Source organism: Enterobacter sp. ECC_219_Taxon_10 (assembly GCF_058354905.1).
In genome coordinates this window covers 3,491,926-3,509,829 of sequence record NZ_CM178005.1, presented here as the reverse complement: position 1 = coordinate 3,509,829, position 17,904 = coordinate 3,491,926, and the positions used below count along the sequence as shown (strand labels likewise).

Annotated in this window: 16 protein-coding genes; 10 read left to right on the top strand and 6 right to left on the bottom strand. The window is 54.4% G+C overall.

Annotated features, from left to right (window positions below; translation table 11 throughout):
- Positions 1-11: 11 nt before the first annotated feature.
- On the bottom strand, positions 12-1,010 hold the full coding sequence (gene mgrA, locus AC4ICF_RS16630) for an L-glyceraldehyde 3-phosphate reductase (protein ID WP_316380587.1): 999 nt from the start codon (positions 1,008-1,010) through the stop codon (positions 12-14).
- Positions 1,011-1,195: 185 nt separating this feature from the next.
- Here mgrA and ipdC point away from each other — a divergent pair, with 185 nt between their 5' ends.
- A complete protein-coding gene (gene ipdC / locus AC4ICF_RS16625; protein WP_163330973.1) occupies positions 1,196-2,854 on the top strand; it encodes an indolepyruvate decarboxylase in 1,659 nt (552 codons plus the stop codon).
- Here the strand turns inward: ipdC and AC4ICF_RS16620 are convergent, their stop codons facing one another.
- Positions 2,855-4,090: an ion channel protein gene (locus AC4ICF_RS16620; RefSeq protein WP_116338453.1), complete on the bottom strand. Its 1,236-nt coding sequence runs from the start codon at positions 4,088-4,090 to the stop codon at positions 2,855-2,857.
- Between the two features lie 204 nt (positions 4,091-4,294).
- Between AC4ICF_RS16620 and glk the strand changes: the two genes are divergently transcribed.
- A complete protein-coding gene (gene glk / locus AC4ICF_RS16615; protein WP_316380586.1) occupies positions 4,295-5,260 on the top strand; it encodes a glucokinase in 966 nt (321 codons plus the stop codon).
- Between the two features lie 38 nt (positions 5,261-5,298).
- Here glk and AC4ICF_RS16610 read toward each other — a convergent pair whose 3' ends face one another.
- Positions 5,299-6,030, bottom strand: a complete 732-nt coding sequence (locus AC4ICF_RS16610; protein WP_116338457.1) for a LytR/AlgR family response regulator transcription factor — start codon at positions 6,028-6,030, stop codon at positions 5,299-5,301.
- Between the two features lies 1 nt (position 6,031).
- A complete protein-coding gene (locus tag AC4ICF_RS16605) occupies positions 6,032-7,738 on the bottom strand; it encodes a sensor histidine kinase (RefSeq protein ID WP_116338459.1) in 1,707 nt (568 codons plus the stop codon).
- Between the two features lie 386 nt (positions 7,739-8,124).
- Between AC4ICF_RS16605 and alaC the strand changes: the two genes are divergently transcribed.
- A complete protein-coding gene (gene alaC, locus AC4ICF_RS16600; protein ID WP_163330971.1) occupies positions 8,125-9,363 on the top strand; it encodes an alanine transaminase in 1,239 nt (412 codons plus the stop codon).
- A 53-nt stretch (positions 9,364-9,416) separates the two neighbouring features.
- On the opposite strand, the gene ypdK is transcribed toward alaC, so the two are convergent.
- Entirely contained in the window at positions 9,417-9,488 is a 72-nt protein-coding gene (ypdK, locus tag AC4ICF_RS16595; RefSeq protein ID WP_099458937.1) for a membrane protein YpdK, read from the bottom strand.
- 358 nt (positions 9,489-9,846) lie between these two features.
- Positions 9,847-10,767 carry a kdo(2)-lipid IV(A) palmitoleoyltransferase gene (gene lpxP / locus AC4ICF_RS16590; RefSeq protein WP_163330978.1) on the bottom strand — a complete coding sequence of 307 codons (921 nt, stop codon included), beginning with the start codon at positions 10,765-10,767 and terminating at the stop codon, positions 9,847-9,849.
- A 12-nt stretch (positions 10,768-10,779) separates the two neighbouring features.
- On the opposite strand from lpxP, the gene AC4ICF_RS16585 reads away from it, so the two are divergent.
- The 7 genes from AC4ICF_RS16585 to hcp all read left to right on the top strand — a co-directional run bounded on the left by AC4ICF_RS16585 (position 10,780) and on the right by hcp (position 17,881).
- Positions 10,780-10,917, top strand: coding sequence for a hypothetical protein (locus tag AC4ICF_RS16585; protein ID WP_159427010.1), 138 nt, complete (start codon positions 10,780-10,782; stop codon positions 10,915-10,917).
- Positions 10,918-11,557: 640 nt separating this feature from the next.
- Positions 11,558-12,055 carry a type VI secretion system contractile sheath small subunit gene (gene tssB, locus AC4ICF_RS16580; RefSeq protein WP_116338463.1) on the top strand — a complete coding sequence of 166 codons (498 nt, stop codon included), beginning with the start codon at positions 11,558-11,560 and terminating at the stop codon, positions 12,053-12,055.
- Between the two features lie 32 nt (positions 12,056-12,087).
- Positions 12,088-13,632 carry a type VI secretion system contractile sheath large subunit gene (gene tssC / locus AC4ICF_RS16575; RefSeq protein WP_302219038.1) on the top strand — a complete coding sequence of 515 codons (1,545 nt, stop codon included), beginning with the start codon at positions 12,088-12,090 and terminating at the stop codon, positions 13,630-13,632.
- Between the two features lie 17 nt (positions 13,633-13,649).
- Positions 13,650-14,990, top strand: coding sequence for a type VI secretion system baseplate subunit TssK (tssK, locus tag AC4ICF_RS16570; RefSeq protein ID WP_491466110.1), 1,341 nt, complete (start codon positions 13,650-13,652; stop codon positions 14,988-14,990).
- Positions 14,987-15,676 (top strand): type VI secretion system protein TssL, short form, encoded by a 690-nt coding sequence (gene tssL / locus AC4ICF_RS16565; protein WP_316380584.1) that lies wholly within the window; start codon positions 14,987-14,989, stop codon positions 15,674-15,676. Before tssK ends, tssL begins: the two co-directional genes overlap by 4 nt.
- Entirely contained in the window at positions 15,673-17,385 is a 1,713-nt protein-coding gene (locus tag AC4ICF_RS16560) for an OmpA family protein (protein ID WP_316380583.1), read from the top strand. Before tssL ends, AC4ICF_RS16560 begins: the two co-directional genes overlap by 4 nt.
- A 4-nt stretch (positions 17,386-17,389) precedes the next feature.
- Complete coding sequence (gene hcp, locus AC4ICF_RS16555) at positions 17,390-17,881, top strand: type VI secretion system effector Hcp (protein ID WP_024558534.1); 492 nt, start codon at positions 17,390-17,392, stop codon at positions 17,879-17,881.
- Positions 17,882-17,904 lie beyond the last annotated feature (23 nt).

Genomic DNA, 17,904 nt, shown 5'->3' with positions numbered 1-17,904 from the left:
TAAAAGTGGTTTTATTTTGAGCTGTTCAGGATTTCGTTAATACGCGTCAGCTCTTCTGCGGAAAAATGGCGGTTTTTCAGCATGCCCACGGCGTCATCGATCTGAGCCGCTTTACTTGCCCCAATCAGCACCGAGGTCACTTCCTCATGGCGTAACACCCAGGCCAGCGCCATCTGGGAGAGTTTCTGGCCGCGGCTTTCCGCCAGGGCGTTTAGCTTGCGTACCTTCTCCAGCTTCTCTTCGGTGATCTGATCCGGGTTAAGGAATTGACTGCCGCTTGCCGCACGGGAATCGGCGGGAATACCGTTAAGATACCGGTTGGTCAACTGTCCGCCTGCCAGCGGCGAGAAGGGAATACAGCCGACCCCTTTTTCCTGCAGAACATCCAGCAAACCCTGTTCCGGCGCACGTTCGAACATCGAGTATTTCGGCTGGTGAATCAGGCAGGGCGTGCCCAGATCGTTCAGGATATCAATCGCTCTACGCGCCAGTTCGGCGGGGTAGTTGGATAACCCGACATACAGAGCTTTGCCCTGGCGCACCAGATGGTCAAGCGCTTTCATGGTTTCCTGCAACGGCGTTTCAGGATCGGGACGGTGATGATAGAAGATATCGACATACTCCAGCCCCATGCGCTTCAGGCTTTGATCCAGGCTTGCCAGCAGATATTTGCGCGATCCCCAGTCGCCGTAAGGGCCGTCCCACATGGTATATCCCGCTTTCGTGGAGACGATTAGCTCGTCGCGCCAGGGCAGGAAATCCTCCTGCAAAATACGGCCGAAATTACGCTCGGCGGACCCCGGCGGGGGACCATAGTTATTGGCAAGGTCGAAATGCGTAATACCCACATCGAATGCGCGCTGTAAAAGTTGACGGCTGTTTTCGAGAAGCGTGGCGTCACCAAAATTGTGCCACAGCCCGAGCGAGACGGCAGGGAACCTGAGCCCGCTACGCCCGCAGCGGCGATACTCCATTGTCTGGTAACGACTTTTGTCCGGCTGATAACCCATTTTTATGACCCCTCGCGCTGCAGAGAAAAAGTAGTGTATACGTTTACATTAACGTGAAAAAAAGCAGCATAGCGCAGCCTTTTTTGTAAAGCATTCTTTCCATACCCTTCTTACCGCCAATTCTGGACAGCCATCACGCTTATTTAATACTCAAGGTGAGGTCAACATCAGAAGGATACCTGTTTATGCGTACCCCGTACTGCGTCGCCGATTACCTGCTGGACCGTCTTACAGATTGTGGAGCCGATCATCTGTTTGGCGTGCCGGGCGACTATAACCTGCAGTTTCTCGACCACGTGATAGACAGCCCGGATATCTGCTGGGTGGGCTGTGCCAACGAATTAAACGCCTCTTATGCCGCTGACGGATATGCCCGCTGTAAGGGCTTCGCGGCGCTGCTGACGACGTTTGGCGTAGGAGAGTTAAGTGCCATGAACGGCATTGCGGGCAGCTATGCCGAGCACGTTCCGGTACTGCATATCGTTGGGGCGCCGGGCACGGCTTCTCAGCAAAGAGGCGAGCTGCTGCACCATACGCTGGGCGATGGTGAGTTCCGTCATTTTTACCATATGAGCGAACCGATCACCGTTGCACAGGCGATCCTGACTGAACAAAACGCCTGTTATGAAATTGACCGGGTACTGACGACCATGCTCCGGGAACGTCGCCCCGGCTATCTGATGTTACCTGCCGATGTGGCAAAAAAAGCCGCCACGCCGCCTGTAAACGCTCTCACGCTTCGGCATGCCCATGCCGATAGCGCCTGCCTGAAAGCGTTCCGGGATGCCGCGGAGAATAAACTGGCTGCCAGCAAACGTACCGCGCTGTTAGCGGATTTCCTTGTTCTGCGCCATGGGCTGAAGCATGCGCTACAGAAGTGGGTGAAGGACGTACCGATGGCACACGCCACCATGCTGATGGGCAAAGGCATATTCGACGAACGTCACGCCGGCTTTTACGGCACTTACAGCGGTTCGGCAAGCGCCGGCCCGGTAAAAGAGGCGATAGAGGGGGCGGACACGGTGCTGTGCATCGGCACGCGATTTACCGATACCCTGACGGCTGGCTTCACCCATCAGTTAACCCCGTCGCAAACGATAGAGGTTCAGCCTCATGCTTCACGCGTCGGTGATATCTGGTTTACCGGCATCCCAATGCTTCAGGCAATTGAAACGCTGGTGGAGCTGTGCAAACAGCATGTTCACGAGAAGCCAGCTCCCTTGTCCCATAGCGCGATGAACTTCCCTCAACCGGAGGGATCGCTTACCCAGGAGAATTTCTGGAAAACGCTGCAAACGTTTATTCGCCCGGGAGATATCATCCTTGCCGATCAGGGGACCTCGGCCTTCGGCGCGATTGACCTGCGTTTGCCTGCCGATGTGAATTTTATCGTCCAGCCGCTGTGGGGCTCGATCGGCTACACCCTTGCCGCGGCGTTCGGCGCGCAAACGGCTTGCCCGAACCGGCGCGTGATTGTGCTGACGGGTGATGGCGCGGCGCAGCTGACCATTCAGGAGCTCGGGTCAATGTTGCGTGATAAACAGCACCCCATCATTCTGGTGCTCAACAACGAAGGGTACACGGTTGAAAGGGCAATTCACGGGCCGGAACAGCGTTACAACGACATTGCGCTATGGAACTGGACGCAAATCCCGCAGGCCCTGAGCCTCGATCCTCAGGCTCAGTGCTGGCGGGTCAGTGAAGCGGAGCAACTGGCGGACGTTCTGGAGAAAGTGGCGCACCACGAGCGGCTCTCGCTGATTGAGGTGATGCTACCAAAAGCGGACATCCCGCCGCTGCTGGGAGCGATTACCAAAGCGCTGGAAGCGCGCAATAGCGCCTGATTACTTGTCGTTTCGCCAGGCCATCATCATCGGTTTGCCCGCCAGCAGGAGCCAGGCGGGCAACATCACGATGCAGAGCAGCGGGAAAAGCGTTGAATCCGGCACCACGACCGCCGCCATAAACAGGCTTAGCCACGCATCACGCGTCACCACCAGTACCAGCCCCAGAATAGAGCAGGAGACGGTAATCGCCGCTGGAACCGCATCGACATGCTCGTGCAGCATCAGCCCCAGTGCCACACCGACAAACACCGCCGGGAAGATGCGTCCACCGCGGAAACCGCAGGCTGCAGCGACGACCAGCGCCGCCAGCTTGATGACGGCAAACAGCAGGTAATCGGAAACGCTAAATACCTGGCTGAAGGCGAGCTGCTGCATCTCATCCAGACCTTTGAACAGCGTCACCGTCCCGCCAATCGAGCCTAATATTCCGAGGATTAATCCCCCTGTACCCAGAATCAGCACCGGATGTTTGAGCTTATGCACCAGCCGGTGCAGGCGCGGAAGACACCATACCGCCACCATCCCCAGCGCGATGGCTATTGCGACGACGATGGCGCCGCTGAAAATATCCGCTATCTGCATCTCTCCGTAGTGGGGCAGAGAGAGGGAAAAATGGGGATGGAAAAACAGGCTGGTCGTCAGCGCGCCGGCGGCTGCAGCCATCAGCGGAGCAAAAAGTTTATCCCAGAGTGGGGCATCATCATTGCTGGTGAGCGTCTGTGAAAAAATCAGAGCGGCAGCAACAGGCGTGCCGAAAAGCGCTCCGATGGTGCCAGCGGAGGCGAGGATGGTCCAGTCCAGCGCGCCGACGCGCGGTAGAATGCGTGAGCCAAGGTAAACCGCCAGACCTATATTCACCGCCATAATAGGATGCTCGGGGCCCAGACTGACGCCGCCCGCCAGGCCCACGATCAACGCGACGATCAGCCCCGGCAGTGCAGAGGGCTGAATCGGAGCGCCAATCAGCGGTTCCAGCGCCGGGTCCGGTCCGGCATGACCGGGACTGAAACGGATCACCAGGCCCACCGCAATGCCGGTTAACGTCAGCATTACAATGATCCACGCCGAAGAATCAGCGGTGACCCCCAGCTTTGCCGGAAGCGCCGTCCATAACAGGGTTTGCAGCACCGACGCGACTTTCATCACGACAATAAGTACCAGGCTTGAGGCCACGCCGATGATCAGCGCAGGAATGGCCAGCAACAGCATGGTTCTGGCTCGCGGGTGGAGCATGATGATTTCCTTGTACAAAAGGTATTACGTTACTTTGCACATTAAGCCTTCTGGCAATAGTGCAAAAGGTGCTGAAACGGTAAAGTTATTCTGTGACGAAGATCGATAATCCACGGGCATTCACCTTCCGGTCGTTGTTGTTATCACGCCTTGAATTTACAGTGTCCCAAAGATTTATTCTGACTTTAGCGGAGCAGTAGAAGAATGACAAAGTATGCTTTGGTAGGCGATGTGGGCGGCACGAACGCGCGTCTCGCATTATGCGATGTAAGTAGCGGTGAAATTTCCCGGGCGAAAACCTACTCAGGGCTGGATTACCCAAGCCTTGAGGCCGTTGTTCGCGTCTATCTGGAAGAGCATCAGGCGAGCGTCGAAGACGGTTGCATCGCCATTGCCTGCCCGATAACCGACGACTGGGTCGCAATGACCAACCATACCTGGGCCTTCTCCATCGCAGAGATGAAAAAAAACCTCGGGTTTGCGCATCTGGAAATCATCAATGACTTCACCGCGGTGTCCATGGCGATCCCGATGCTAAAGCCGGAGCACCTGATCCAGTTTGGCGGTGCTGAGCCGGTCGAGGGCAAGCCGATTGCGGTTTACGGTGCCGGTACCGGCCTGGGCGTGTCGCACCTGGTGCATGTTGCTCAGCGCTGGGTGAGCCTGCCGGGTGAAGGCGGCCACGTAGACTTTGCGCCAAACAGCGAAGAAGAGGGCATTATCCTCGAAGAGTTACGCGCGGAGATCGGCCACGTTTCCGCCGAGCGCGTCCTTTCAGGGCCGGGGCTGGTGAACCTGTACCGGGCGATTGTGAAATCGGATGGTCGTCTGCCGGAAAATCTGCAGCCGAAGGACGTCACCGAACGCGCGCTGGCGGACAGCTGCATTGACTGCCGCCGCGCTCTGTCGCTGTTCTGCGTGATCATGGGACGTTTCGGCGGCAACCTGGCGCTGACGCTGGGCACTTTCGGCGGGGTCTATATTGCGGGCGGGATTGTGCCGCGCTTCCTCGACTTCTTTAAAGCCTCCGGCTTCCGCGGCGGGTTTGAAGATAAAGGGCGTTTCAGAAGCTACGTGCAGGACATTCCTGTTTATCTCATCGTGCATGATAACCCAGGCCTGCTGGGTTCGGGTGCCCATCTGCGTCAGGTTCTCGGTCAAATCCTCTGACGCATCATTACCCTCTCCTGCGGGAGAGGGTTCTTTTGTTACAGGTGCATCAGCTGGCGGAACTCTTTCACTTTGCTGCGGCTCACCGGCACCTGAAAATCCAGATCTTTGAGACGCAAAATATAGGTGTTGTTAAACCACGGTTCGATCTCGCGGATCTTGTTTAAATTGACGCAGAACGAACGGTGGCAGCGGAAAAAGTGGGCCGCTGGCAGCTTGCTGCAAAACTCGGTGATGTTCATCGCCATGACATACGATTCCCGCCGCGTATAGACAAACGTCATCTTTTCGTGCGCTTCGGCGTAGTAGATATCGTTGACCGGGGTCACGATGATGCGCTCATCTTTGACCAGATTAATGGTGTCGTTTTCGCGTACCGCGGGGCTGGCGCTGGCGGGGGCGGTCTGCTGCTGCCATGCGGCCTCCAGCTTTTGCAGCATGCTGACAATCCGCGACTCCTGGTAAGGTTTCAGAATATAGTCAAACGCCTCCAGCTCGAAAGCTTCTACGGCGTGCTCTTTCCAGGCGGTAACGAACACAATAAACGGCTTATGGGCAAACTGATTGATGTTTTGCGCCAGCAGTACGCCATCCAGCGAGGGAATATTGATATCGAGAAAAATCGCGTCGACCCGGTTGTGCTGCAAAAACTTCAGCACGTCCAGACCGTCATCAAACGTACCCACAATCTCCATCTGGCTGTGGGTTTTGATAAGCCAGCTGAGCTCCTGTTGAGCCAGGAATTCATCTTCTACGATGATAACTTTCATATTACTCGCCCTGAGGTAACAGTGATGTCGCCGCATGAACAGGGGAGCGTTCATTCGGGACGTAAAAAGCGATTTCAGTGCCTGGTTCAAGACGGTGAATATGCAGCCCGTCGCCGTAGAGAAGCTTGACCCTGTGGTGTACGTTCAATAGCCCGATTTTATTCCCTGGCATTTCGTTAGACTCCACGCGCTCAATGACTTTTGGGTCAATCCCGTGGCCGGTATCGCGTACGGCAATACGCACCCGGTTTCCGCTTTCAGTGATGCTGATGGTGACCACCCCTTTGCCTTTACAGGGCTGAATACCGTGAACAATCGCGTTTTCGACCAGCGGCTGGATCAGCAGGCTCGGGATCACGCAGTTGACCTCTTCATCAATATCAAAAATCACCGTGAGCTTGTCGCCGAAGCGCGCCTGCTCAATCGCAATGTAGTCTTTGATCTGATACAGCTCTTTTTTGATGTCGATCTGCTCGTCATCTTTTAGTTCGATGTTGTAGCGCAGATAGCGCGACAGGTTAAAAATCAGCTGGCGCGCGGTGTCCGGATTCAAACGAATGGAAGAGGAGATGGCATTCAGCGCGTTAAACAGGAAATGGGGATTAATTTTGCTCTGAAGCGCGCGCAGCTCTGCCTTATTTGCCATCTCGCGCAGCTGTTCTGCCCGGGAGACCTCAAGCTGGGTAGAAATAATCTGCGACAGGCCAATGGCCATCTCCTGCAGCGTGGAGGTGATCTGATGCGCGTGGCAGTAATAAATTTTCAGCGTGCCCGTCACAACGCCTTTCTCCCACAGCGGGATCACCAGCATCGAGTGAATCTCCGGCGTTCGGTGAGCTTCATCATTGTTTTTAATAATGATTTTGCCGTAGTTAATCGCCTGTCTGGTGGTCGGACTAATGGTGTCATCGCTGTCGCGATAGTTGTGTTCCCCAACGCCAACGTAGGCCAGCACGTGGTCGATATTGGTGATGGCGACGGCGTCAGCGTGAATGTCGTGGCGGATAATCTCGCAGACCTGGCGCAGCGACTCCGCGTTAACGTGACGAAAGAGCGGCAGCGTTTTGTTGGCGATGTCCAGCGCCAGCTTGGCCTGACGGGCGGCGCTGGCCTCTTTCTCCCCTTCAACGCTCTGCACCAGCAGCACGATAAAACCGATGCAGACGCTGCCCAGGATCATGGGAATACCGATTTTTGAAACGATATCCAGCCCCAGCGCGGTGGTGGGGGCCCAGACGACGACCAGAATCATGGTCAGCGTTTCGCAGACCATGCCCGCGACGATCCCGGCGCGCCAGCGCTGTTTTTTCGGGATCTTGCGGCTTATCCAGCCCGATAGCACCCCGGCGATAATGCTGGTGATAAAGCACGGCACTGCCGTTACGCCACCGATATCAATCAGGTAGCGATGGGTCCCGGCAATCACGCCGGTGATGATACCCACCCACGGGCCAAACAAAATTCCGCCGGACATGACGGCGATAATGCGCACGTTAACCAGCGAACCCTCTACCGGCACCCCGGACCAGGTGCTGAACAGGGCGAACAGCGAAAAGATGGCGGTTACGGCCAACAGCTCTTTCGGCGAGTGTGCGGATTTATGCAACAGCTCGCGAAACAGGCGAATGCGAATAAGGAAGAACAGGCAAATCAGCATTAATGCCGCACGGTCAAAAACCGCCAGCAGCATAGTGAATATCTCGTGCACGGAGCAGACCTGGGAAAACGGGAAAAAACCATGATAAAAAACCTGAGGCGTATTGACCAGCTATCCGTCGGGTTTATCAAATGAGGAAAAACCATAATTTACAAAGGGGATTGCCTGGTAAGGATTGATGCGACCCGATTTGTTCTCAGCGCCATATCGGCAGGTAACTGTTTTGATATCATTGTGTTAAATAACGGCTAACAGAAAGCCGATATCAGAACCATGCTTTCAATTTCAGGCGTTGCCGTGTTCCGGTTTTCACGCGCGCGCTTTTTTTTCATTTCCCCCTCGACAGCATGATTTTTTTCAGGTTATTTTCTAAGCACGCCACATCGGTGGCAGCGTCGCTCGGACGGTCCGGGCGCTAACGTTAATCTGAGGAATCTATGGCTGAATTCAGTCCTGAACGCCGTTTTACGCGTATCGATCGTCTCCCCCCTTATGTTTTCAATATCACTGCTGAACTGAAGATGGCTGCGCGTCGGCGCGGCGAAGATATTATCGATTTCAGCATGGGTAACCCTGACGGCCCAACGCCGCCACATATCGTTGAAAAGCTTTGCACGGTTGCCCAGCGCCCGGATACGCACGGCTACTCAACCTCTCGCGGTATTCCCAGGTTACGTCGCGCGATCTCGCGCTGGTATCAGGATCGCTATCAGGTTGATATTGATCCTGAAAGTGAAGCGATTGTCACCATCGGCTCGAAAGAGGGGCTGGCACACCTGATGCTGGCCACGCTGGATCATGGCGATACGGTGTTGGTGCCTAATCCAAGCTATCCGATCCATATCTACGGCGCGGTGATTGCCGGGGCGCAGGTCCGCTCCGTGCCGCTGGTGGAAGGTGTCGATTTCTTTAACGAGCTGGAACGTGCCATTCGCGAAAGCTATCCGAAACCTAAAATGATGATCCTGGGTTTCCCGTCGAACCCAACGGCCCAGTGCGTGGAGCTCGATTTCTTCGAGAAAGTTGTCGCGCTGGCCAAGCGTTATGACGTGCTGGTGGTTCACGATTTAGCCTACGCTGACATCGTCTATGACGGCTGGAAAGCCCCGTCGATTATGCAGGTTCCGGGCGCGCGTGATGTGGCGGTAGAGTTCTTTACCCTGTCGAAAAGCTACAACATGGCGGGCTGGCGTATTGGCTTTATGGTGGGTAACAAAACGCTGGTAAGTGCACTGGCGCGAATCAAGAGTTACCACGATTACGGTACCTTCACGCCGCTGCAGGTTGCCGCTATTGCCGCTCTGGAGGGCGATCAGCAGTGCGTTCACGACATTGCTGCTCAGTATAAACGTCGCCGCGACGTACTCGTAAAAGGGTTACATGAGGCCGGCTGGATGGTGGAGATGCCGAAAGCGTCCATGTACGTCTGGGCGAAAATTCCTGAACCGTACGCGGCGATGGGATCGCTGGAGTTTGCTAAAAAACTACTGCAGGATGCGAAGGTGTGTGTGTCACCGGGCATTGGCTTTGGTGATTACGGCGACACCCATGTGCGATTTGCCCTGATTGAAAACAGCGACCGTATTCGTCAGGCGGTGAGGGGCATCAAAAGTATGTTCCGGGCCGACGGTCTTCTCACCTCAAAGAGCGTCGCAGAACACCCCGCATCGTCATGACATAAAAAAACAGGAGCCAAATGGCTCCTGTTTTTTTGACTGCATGTTCTTCACTAGATCATCAGGGCAAAGGTTCCGGCCCAGACTAAAACGATCACCGAAATGCCCATAAAGAAATATTTCACGTTTCATCGCTCCGCGTATCTTGTGGTACGCACTTAAAAACAGAGTCCAACTGATTATAGAGAGCTGAAATCCGGCCAAATCAGAAATGAGAATTTTCCCGTTATGCCGCCGACTCCAGCTCAGAATTCTGTGCTTTCCTGTAGCCAGACGGCGCTAATGTACGCCTAAAAATGAGGGGTGGCAAGAGGGATTTTTTTAAATAATTTCCGTCACTTACGAGTGTCGTGGAACGGCGACAGTTTGATTTCACGACGCAATAAATTCACTTTGGGCGACGCTATGAAAGGCGGTTTAGCCGTGGGATGACAGGTGATTGAAAAGGTTAGTTTCTTAGCGAAACTAACCTTACTGGAAGGCTTAAATATAGAGCGAGGCTTCGCCGAGAGGGCGCGTTTTGAAACGGCGATGCATCCAGAGGTACTGCTCAGGCGCGCGCATAATTTCTGTTTCGATGACCTTATTGATAAACGCTGCCGCTTCACACTCGTTTTCCGGATAGTTAGCCATTTCTGGGGAGATGTGCAGACGGTAGCCTGACTTATCCGCTTTTCTCACCATTGTCACGGTCAGCATGGAGGCACCTGACAAACGCGAAATGACAAAAGTACCGTTGGTCGTCGCCACGTCTTTTACGGCAAAGAAGGGAGCAAAGCTGCTACCTTTACGTCCGTAATCCTGATCGGGTGCAAACCAGACGGCTTCACCTTTCTTCAGAGCACCAACCATACCGCGCAGGTTATTACGGCTGATCATCGCTTTGTTGGAGCGCATACGTCCGCGCGTTTGCACCCACTCCATCAGCGCACTGTTGTGCGGTCTGTAGGTTGCCATCATGGGCTGACAAAGCCCCATCACGCGGCCGCCCAGCTCCAGCGACATAAAGTGAACGCCAACGACCATCACGCCGCGTTTTTGCATCTGCGCGCGTTTAAGGTTATCCAGTCCTTCCACGTCAAACCACTTGCGCACGCGCTCATCCGGCCAGAACCAGGCCATGCCGGTTTCAAGCAACGCCATGCCGATAGACTTGAAGTTTTCAGCGATGAGTTTCTCCCGCTCTTCAGCATTGTACTGAGGGAAGCAAAGCTCAAGATTTTTACGCGCGATGGATTCGCGACGCTTCAGGAAATAGCGGGAGGCGCTACCCAGTTTAGACCCCAGCAAACGCAGCGCAGGGTAGGGGAGCTGAACCAGCAGCCAGAGAACGCCAAGACCAAACCATGTAAACCAGTAACGCGGGTGTAAAAACGCACGTTGAAATTTGGATTGAGACAAAATAGTAAAACCTATATGAAGCCTGTAAAGGTAGCGCAGAGTTTGCGATACGACGTGCCAATAAGACCGTTCTTCAAGGTGATGGTTGCAGGCTTTACCGAACTTTACGGCGTTGCCTGGCCACTGCTGATTTGGGCGGGCGGCGTAATGTAGCACCGTTATACGTTATGTGCTATTACTCGTTTTTGATTAAAAAAGCGACAGTCAGGGAGGTGCTTGATTTTACAGTTTTTATATTCTCTGCTGTGAAAGCGTCAGTCTGCATGTGTTGGCGATGGAAACATCTCAAAATGGGGGGCTGAATGAATAAAAAGCGTCGCGGGTTAAGTTGTGGCAGGTCACTTAGTTAAGAAAATTATTTAACACTCCAGGTAAATTAATAAGAAAATTCCCTGCGAAATTTCTTAGGTGTTATTCATGCAATCAATAAAATCGTGTATTTACATTATTTCTTAACGTCTTCATTTTATCGAGGCACAATAACGTTTGCCTGTGTGTTTATTGTTTTTGACTTCATTGTTATGATGCAGGTCAAGACAGGGCGTTTTTATGAGAGTTTATCTGCCTGCGATCGTTTATTCGATATGAATATTCGTTTTATAGTCCAGAAGTAGCGTCTTTTTCTGAGTTGACCAGCCATTTCGCAATAATATTTTAGTGGAAAATTCTTAAGAAATTTCTTGATTCGGATAAATGATCTGTGCATTTGATTTTGCGCCGATCATTATTCTATTATTGCGCATCAAGAACGATACCGTGAAGTTTTCATAGCAAAACAAAGAGGGACGATGAGATGGCTGACAGTTTTCAGAATGAGGTGCCTAAGGCACGTATTAACCTGAAGCTTGACCTGCATACTGGCGGAGCAAGTAAGAAAATGGAATTACCCTTGAAATTGCTTGTTACGGGTGATTTCAGCAACGGGCAGGAATCTGCGTCAATATCCGAGCGTGAAAAAGTTAATATTAACAAAAATAATTTTGACAGTGTCCTTTCCGAATATTCCCCAAAAGTTAATCTGACCGTTAAAAATACGCTCTCTGACGATGGTGGTGAAGACAACATTCAGCTGACTTTCCAGAGCATGAAAGATTTTACGCCGGAGCAGGTTGCTGCCCAGATACCGCAGTTGAAGGCGATGCTGGCGATGCGCAACTTGCTTCGCGATCTGAAGGCCAACCTGTTGGATAACCAGACTTTCCGAAAAGAGCTGGAAAAAATCGTTCTTGACCAGTCGCTTAGCGCTGAGTTGCGAAATGAGCTATCAGCTCTGGCACCAAAAAAACCTTAACCATCAAGCTGTTTTAACGGATTAATCAAGGAATGCTCATGTCTGTACAAAATAATATTGCTGACGGTGAAAGCGTGGTGCTGGAACGTCCTGTTGCGGGTGGGGTTTACGCTTCCCTGTTTGAGAAAATCAATCTGAGTCCTGTCTCTGAGCTGAGCGCGTTGGATATCTGGCAAGATGCCCAGGCGATGTCAGATGCGACCGCGGATGAGCGTCTGACTGCAGGTATGCAGGTCTTTCTGGAATGTCTGACCAAAGCAGGCTCGAAGGTCGAAAAACTGGATAAGAGCCTGATTGATCATCATATCGCTGAGCTCGATTATCAGATCAGCCGCCAGCTGGACGCTGTCATGCACCATGATGAGTTTCAGGCGGTTGAAAGCCTGTGGCGCGGTGTGAAGTCGCTGGTGGATAAAACCGATTTTCGCCAGAACGTGAAAATTGAGTTGCTGAGTATGTCTAAAGAAGACCTGCGTCAGGACTTTGAAGACTGTCCAGAAGTCATTCAGAGTGGTCTGTATAAACATACCTACATCGACGAATATGACACCCCGGGCGGCGAGCCCATTGCGGCACTGATTTCCGCTTACGAGTTCGACGCTTCAGCGCAGGATGTCGCTCTCCTGCGCAACATTTCCAAGGTCTCTGCTGCGGCACATATGCCGTTTATCGGCTCGGCAGGCCCGAAATTCTTCCTCAAGGAGTCCATGGAAGACGTCGCGGCGATTAAAGATATTGGTAACTATTTTGACCGCGCGGAGTACATCAAGTGGAAATCGTTCCGCGATACTGACGATGCCCGCTACATCGGCCTGGTGATGCCGCGCGTACTAGGACGCTTACCGTATGGTCCGGATACCGTTCCGGTTCGCAGCTTCAATTATGTCGAAGAGGTCAAAGGTCCGGATCACGACAAATATCTGTGGACCAACGCATCGTTTGCCTTCGCGTCCAACATGGTACGCAGCTTTATCAATAATGGCTGGTGCGTACAGATTCGTGGGCCACAGGCTGGCGGTGCGGTTCAGGACCTGCCGATCCATCTGTACGATCTCGGTACCGGCAATCAGGTGAAAATCCCAAGCGAGGTGATGATCCCGGAAACCCGTGAATTCGAATTCGCGAATCTGGGCTTCATTCCTTTGTCCTACTACAAAAACCGCGACTACGCCTGCTTCTTCTCGGCTAACTCCACGCAGAAACCGGCACTGTATGACACCGCAGATGCAACGGCGAACAGCCGCATCAACGCCCGTCTTCCGTACATCTTCCTGCTGTCGCGTATCGCTCACTACCTGAAGCTGATTCAGCGTGAAAACATCGGTACTACCAAGGATCGCCGACTGCTGGAGCTGGAGCTGAATACCTGGGTCCGCAGCCTGGTGACCGAAATGACCGACCCGGGCGACGAACTGCAGGCGTCTCATCCACTGCGTGATGCGAAAGTGGTGGTGGAAGATATTGAGGACAACCCAGGCTTCTTCCGCGTGAAATTGTACGCTATTCCGCACTTCCAGGTAGAAGGCATGGACGTGAACCTGTCGCTGGTTTCCCAGATGCCGAAAGCGAAATCGTAAAAACGGGCAGGAAGCCGATGAAAACGGAACAACCGTTATGGGGCAGAGGCATAATGGTCTCTCCCCAGCACTTTCAGCAACAGGCCGCGTATGCGGCCTGGTCTGCCGAATGTATTGCCCGGCTGGGGCTTACCTCGCCGTGGGGGGTCATTGACGCCACTTTCGAACCGGAATCTCTCAGGCTTGGACGTCTGCAGGCCCGTCATCTGCATGTCCGTTTTCAGGACGGTACGCTGATTGATACAGACAATGCTGATGCTTTGCCGCCGGTGCTGTCGCTTGAAAGCGAATCGCAGGCGGTGACGGTCGTGCTGGCTCTTCCGCTGCTGCGGGCAAACGGCGGCAACTGCCTGAAATCCGATGAAGTGGCCGAGCGCCCGGTGAGATATCGCCAGCGCTGGCGGGATGTGCGCAATACTTTTGGGGAAGATACCCGCCAGATTGCGGTGATGCAGCCGGAACTGACTTTGCGTTTTGCCCACCAGAACAACAGTGATTACCTGACCTGTCCGATCGCCCGACTGCAGCAAGACTCGCAGGGCATATGGCAACTCGATGAGACGTTTCTCCCCCCGCTGTTGACCCTGCAGGGCAGCCGCTGGCTGGTTACCCAGCTTGAACAATTGATGACCCAGCTGCGGGCGCGCCTGAGCCGTCTGATGGCAATGCGGCGTGAAAGCAATGAGCGTATGGCGGACTTTGCCGTGGCAGATGTATCGCTGTTCTGGCTGCTCAACGCGCTAAACAGCGCTGAGCCCGTGCTTGGCCAGTTCCAGCGTAACCCGCAAAGTCCGCCGGAACGTCTGTATCCGGAACTTTCTCGCCTGGCGGGGAGCCTGCTGACCTTCTCTCTGGAGCATCAGGTGAACGCCATACCGGTCTGGCATCATGAGCAACTGAACGCGGTGTTTCCGCCGCTGTTTGATTTGCTTGGCGATTTGCTTGAGGCCAGCCTGCCGTCCCGCGTGGTGTCTTTGGCACTTGATTATGATCCGCGACTGCACTTCTGGCAGGCTCGGCTGCATGATCCACGACTGCGCGAAGGGGCTGATTACTATCTTTCTGTGCGTTCACCGATCCCGGTGGCGCAACTGCAGGAACAGTTTCCGCGCCAGTGTAAGGTGGGCAGTCCTGACCATGTGCGTGGGATCGTCAACTCTTCCCGCGTGGGCGTGCCGTTGACGCCGCTGCGCCATGTGCCAGCCGCCATTCCACTGCGCCTGGAAAATCAGTATTTCAGTCTCGATCTCTCCCATCCTCTTGCAGCGGACATGCTCCAGAGTGGGACATGCATGTTTTACGTCCCGGGCATGCTTGGCGAGCCAGAACTTGAACTCTTCGCGGTGCTGAGAACATGAGTGAGCGTAAACGCGGCACCGCCGTGTCTGTTGATATTGATGCTTTGCTGCAGAACACCTGGCTTCAGGTCATTAGCCTCCGCCATGGCCCGCAGTTTCAGGAAGGTGAAGGTCGGCTCTTATGGGAACGCTGTATCGCTGATGTGGAGCGAGTTCAGCGTGAACTGAAAGCGAGCGAGCTGGATGAGACCAGCTGTGAGCATATCCTCACTGCACAATGTGCATTGCTTGATGAGGCGGTCAAAGGTCGCGGTGTGGAGGATGATGCCTGTGTTCAGTGGTATGACATACCGCTGCAGGGGCATTTTCTCGGCACGATGGATGCCGGTGACACCCTGTGTGACAGGATGCGCGATGTGCTGCGTGATCCAGCACCGGACAATGCCGTACTGACCTGCTTCCAGCGGGTAATGATGCTCGGTTTTCTGGGCAATTTTCGTGCGCTAAACGACCCGGAACGCCAGAAGCTGGTCAGCGCACTCAGTGAACATGTTACGCCGTTCAGCTGCCCACAAAATCACCCTGTGCTGGCAGAGAGCCGTGCCGGGCGAGGAATGGGGGGATGGCTGGGATCATGGCCCGTGCGTATTGCCCTGTGCGTGGTTGTTCTCGCCGCGCTCTGGTGGGGGCTGGATCGCTGGCTCGATCAGATGCTGCTGTCCCTGTTGCCGGGAGCCATAAAATGAGTCCTGCACAACAGCGTGGACTGGCATTGTGGGCTGCCCTGCTGAGTGCTGCGGTCTGTCTTGGTTTCCTGCCGGTATCCCGGCTGGTTTCAGTGCTCGTTCTAATGGCAATGTTCGGGCTTATCATCGCGTTCTGGTATATCGCCAGACCTCGTGCTGAGCACAACGCCACCCTGCATCTGGATGACCTTCCGGAAGCCACTTACCGTCAACCCGTGGTGCTGGTCTGTGGCGATCTGCCGCTGGCATGTATGCAACAGTCACCGGTACTGACCGTCACGCAGGGATGCTGGATCCGCGTTGAGGGCCATCAGGATCTGGAACAGGTTGCCCGTCAGGTACTGCAGCAGCGCCCGGACTGGGGGCGTCAGCTGTCGGTGATGGTCTGTGTCTGCCCGCAAAAGCATGCTGACAGCGAGGGGCTTACCAGCCGACTGCTGGCTTTGCGCTGGCAAATTAGCCAATTACGCAAAGAAATCGGACATTCTGTACCACTGATTCTGAATGGTCAGATTGGTAGTGAGATGTCGGCTGACATGCTCTGGCAGGCCGCTCTTCCGGGTGAAGGAAGGACCGTCTGGCGTGAGTCGAACGCGCCTTGTTCTATCGCAGCGTGGGTCAATACCGGCGGTGCGCCTGCGATGCAGCAGCAGGTGCTGATGAACAGCCTGACGAGCTGGTTCCATCAGCATGTCCAGGCGGTATTTATGGACGAAAACCCTGATGTTCCTGCCATCGCACCTGCAGCGGTGCTGTGGGGAATGGGGCCAATTCTTGCAGGAAGCCTCGCCTCATCGGCCTGGACGGCGTGGTTGTCGCGCCATACCGCTTTGCAGCAGGTGAGCGGCTGGCAGCCGGTAGGGACGGACAGCACGGTTTTCTCACCCTTCCCGGATTTCATCCTGCCGCTGCTGCCGGAGGGACGCGGGCTCACGCCACGAGCCCGCACCTGGCGCTGTGCCCTTGGTCTTTTCACCCTGGCGGCCATCGCCGCGCTGCTCAGCAGTGGCTGGAACAATCGCCAGTTGCTGCATCGCGTGGGCTTCGATATTGCCCGTTACGACAGCCTCTCCATGGATGACTACGGTCCGAAGGCTCGCGCCGTTGCGGTCCTCCGCGAGGATGCGGCGCTGCTGGATGACTATGCACGTAACGGCGTACCTACCCGGCTGGGGCTGGGGCTTTATCAGGGGGAACGTTTACGGATGCCGGTACTGGACGCGATCCGCTCGTATGTGCCGCCACCTCCGCCACCCAAACCGCAGCCGAAGCCCAAACCAGTACCGAAAATTGTGCGCCTCGACAGCATGTCATTGTTCGATTCCGGCAAGTTCGTGCTGAAAGCGGGCTCCACCAAAATGCTGGTGAATTCACTGGTAGGTATTAAAGCAAAACCGGGCTGGCTGATTGTCGTGTCCGGCCATACCGATAACACCGGCAATCCGCAGCTAAACCAGACGCTATCTCTGAAACGTGCCGAGGCGGTACGCAACTGGATGCGTGACACCGGCGACGTGCCGGAAAGCTGTTTTGCGGTGCAGGGCTATGGTGAAAGTCGCCCTGTCGCAACCAATGACACTCCGGAAGGCCGTGCGCTCAACCGTCGTGTCGAAATCAGTCTGGTACCGCAGGCGAACGCCTGTCAGATACCCGGCAAACACCCGGCGCCATCGCAGGATGATGGCGCATCACAATTAAATGGAGAGTAATTCCATGGCAATTCCTGTTTATCTTTGGCTGAAAGACGACGGCGGCGCGGACATCAAAGGGTCTGTAGACGTTCAGGACCGCGAAGGCAGCATCGAAGTGGTCGCACAGGAGCATAACCTGTACATCCCAACCGATAACAACACCGGCAAGCTGACCGGCACGCGTATCCACACGCCGTTCCTGTTCACTAAAGAAATCGATTCCTCCAGCCCGTATCTGTACAAGGCGGTGACCACCGGTCAGACCCTGAAATCTGCTGAATTCAAGTGGTACAAAATCAACGATGCGGGCCAGGAAGTGGAGTATTTCAACACCAAACTGGAAAACGTGAAGGTGGTGAAAGTGAATCCTGAAATGTATGACATCAAGGATCCTTCCAAAGAGAAGCACAACCACCTTGAACGCATTGAACTGCGTTACGAAAAAATCACCTGGACCTACAAAGACGGCAACATCATTCATTCCGATTCCTGGAACGAACGCGCCACGGCGTAATCCTGATGCGGGCAGGTTTTCCT

Coding starts and splice junctions, on each gene's coding strand:
- ipdC (WP_163330973.1), top strand. CDS start 1,196: ATGCGTACCCCGTACTGCGTCGCCGATTACCTGCTGGACCGTCTTACA.
- AC4ICF_RS16560 (WP_316380583.1), top strand. CDS start 15,673: ATGAGTCCTGCACAACAGCGTGGACTGGCATTGTGGGCTGCCCTGCTG.
- tssC (WP_302219038.1), top strand. CDS start 12,088: ATGCTCATGTCTGTACAAAATAATATTGCTGACGGTGAAAGCGTGGTG.
- tssB (WP_116338463.1), top strand. CDS start 11,558: ATGGCTGACAGTTTTCAGAATGAGGTGCCTAAGGCACGTATTAACCTG.
- AC4ICF_RS16610 (WP_116338457.1), bottom strand. CDS start 6,030: ATGAAAGTTATCATCGTAGAAGATGAATTCCTGGCTCAACAGGAGCTC.
- glk (WP_316380586.1), top strand. CDS start 4,295: ATGACAAAGTATGCTTTGGTAGGCGATGTGGGCGGCACGAACGCGCGT.
- hcp (WP_024558534.1), top strand. CDS start 17,390: ATGGCAATTCCTGTTTATCTTTGGCTGAAAGACGACGGCGGCGCGGAC.
- AC4ICF_RS16585 (WP_159427010.1), top strand. CDS start 10,780: ATGAAGCCTGTAAAGGTAGCGCAGAGTTTGCGATACGACGTGCCAATA.
- mgrA (WP_316380587.1), bottom strand. CDS start 1,010: ATGGGTTATCAGCCGGACAAAAGTCGTTACCAGACAATGGAGTATCGC.
- AC4ICF_RS16620 (WP_116338453.1), bottom strand. CDS start 4,090: ATGCTCCACCCGCGAGCCAGAACCATGCTGTTGCTGGCCATTCCTGCG.
- tssK (WP_491466110.1), top strand. CDS start 13,650: ATGAAAACGGAACAACCGTTATGGGGCAGAGGCATAATGGTCTCTCCC.
- tssL (WP_316380584.1), top strand. CDS start 14,987: ATGAGTGAGCGTAAACGCGGCACCGCCGTGTCTGTTGATATTGATGCT.
- alaC (WP_163330971.1), top strand. CDS start 8,125: ATGGCTGAATTCAGTCCTGAACGCCGTTTTACGCGTATCGATCGTCTC.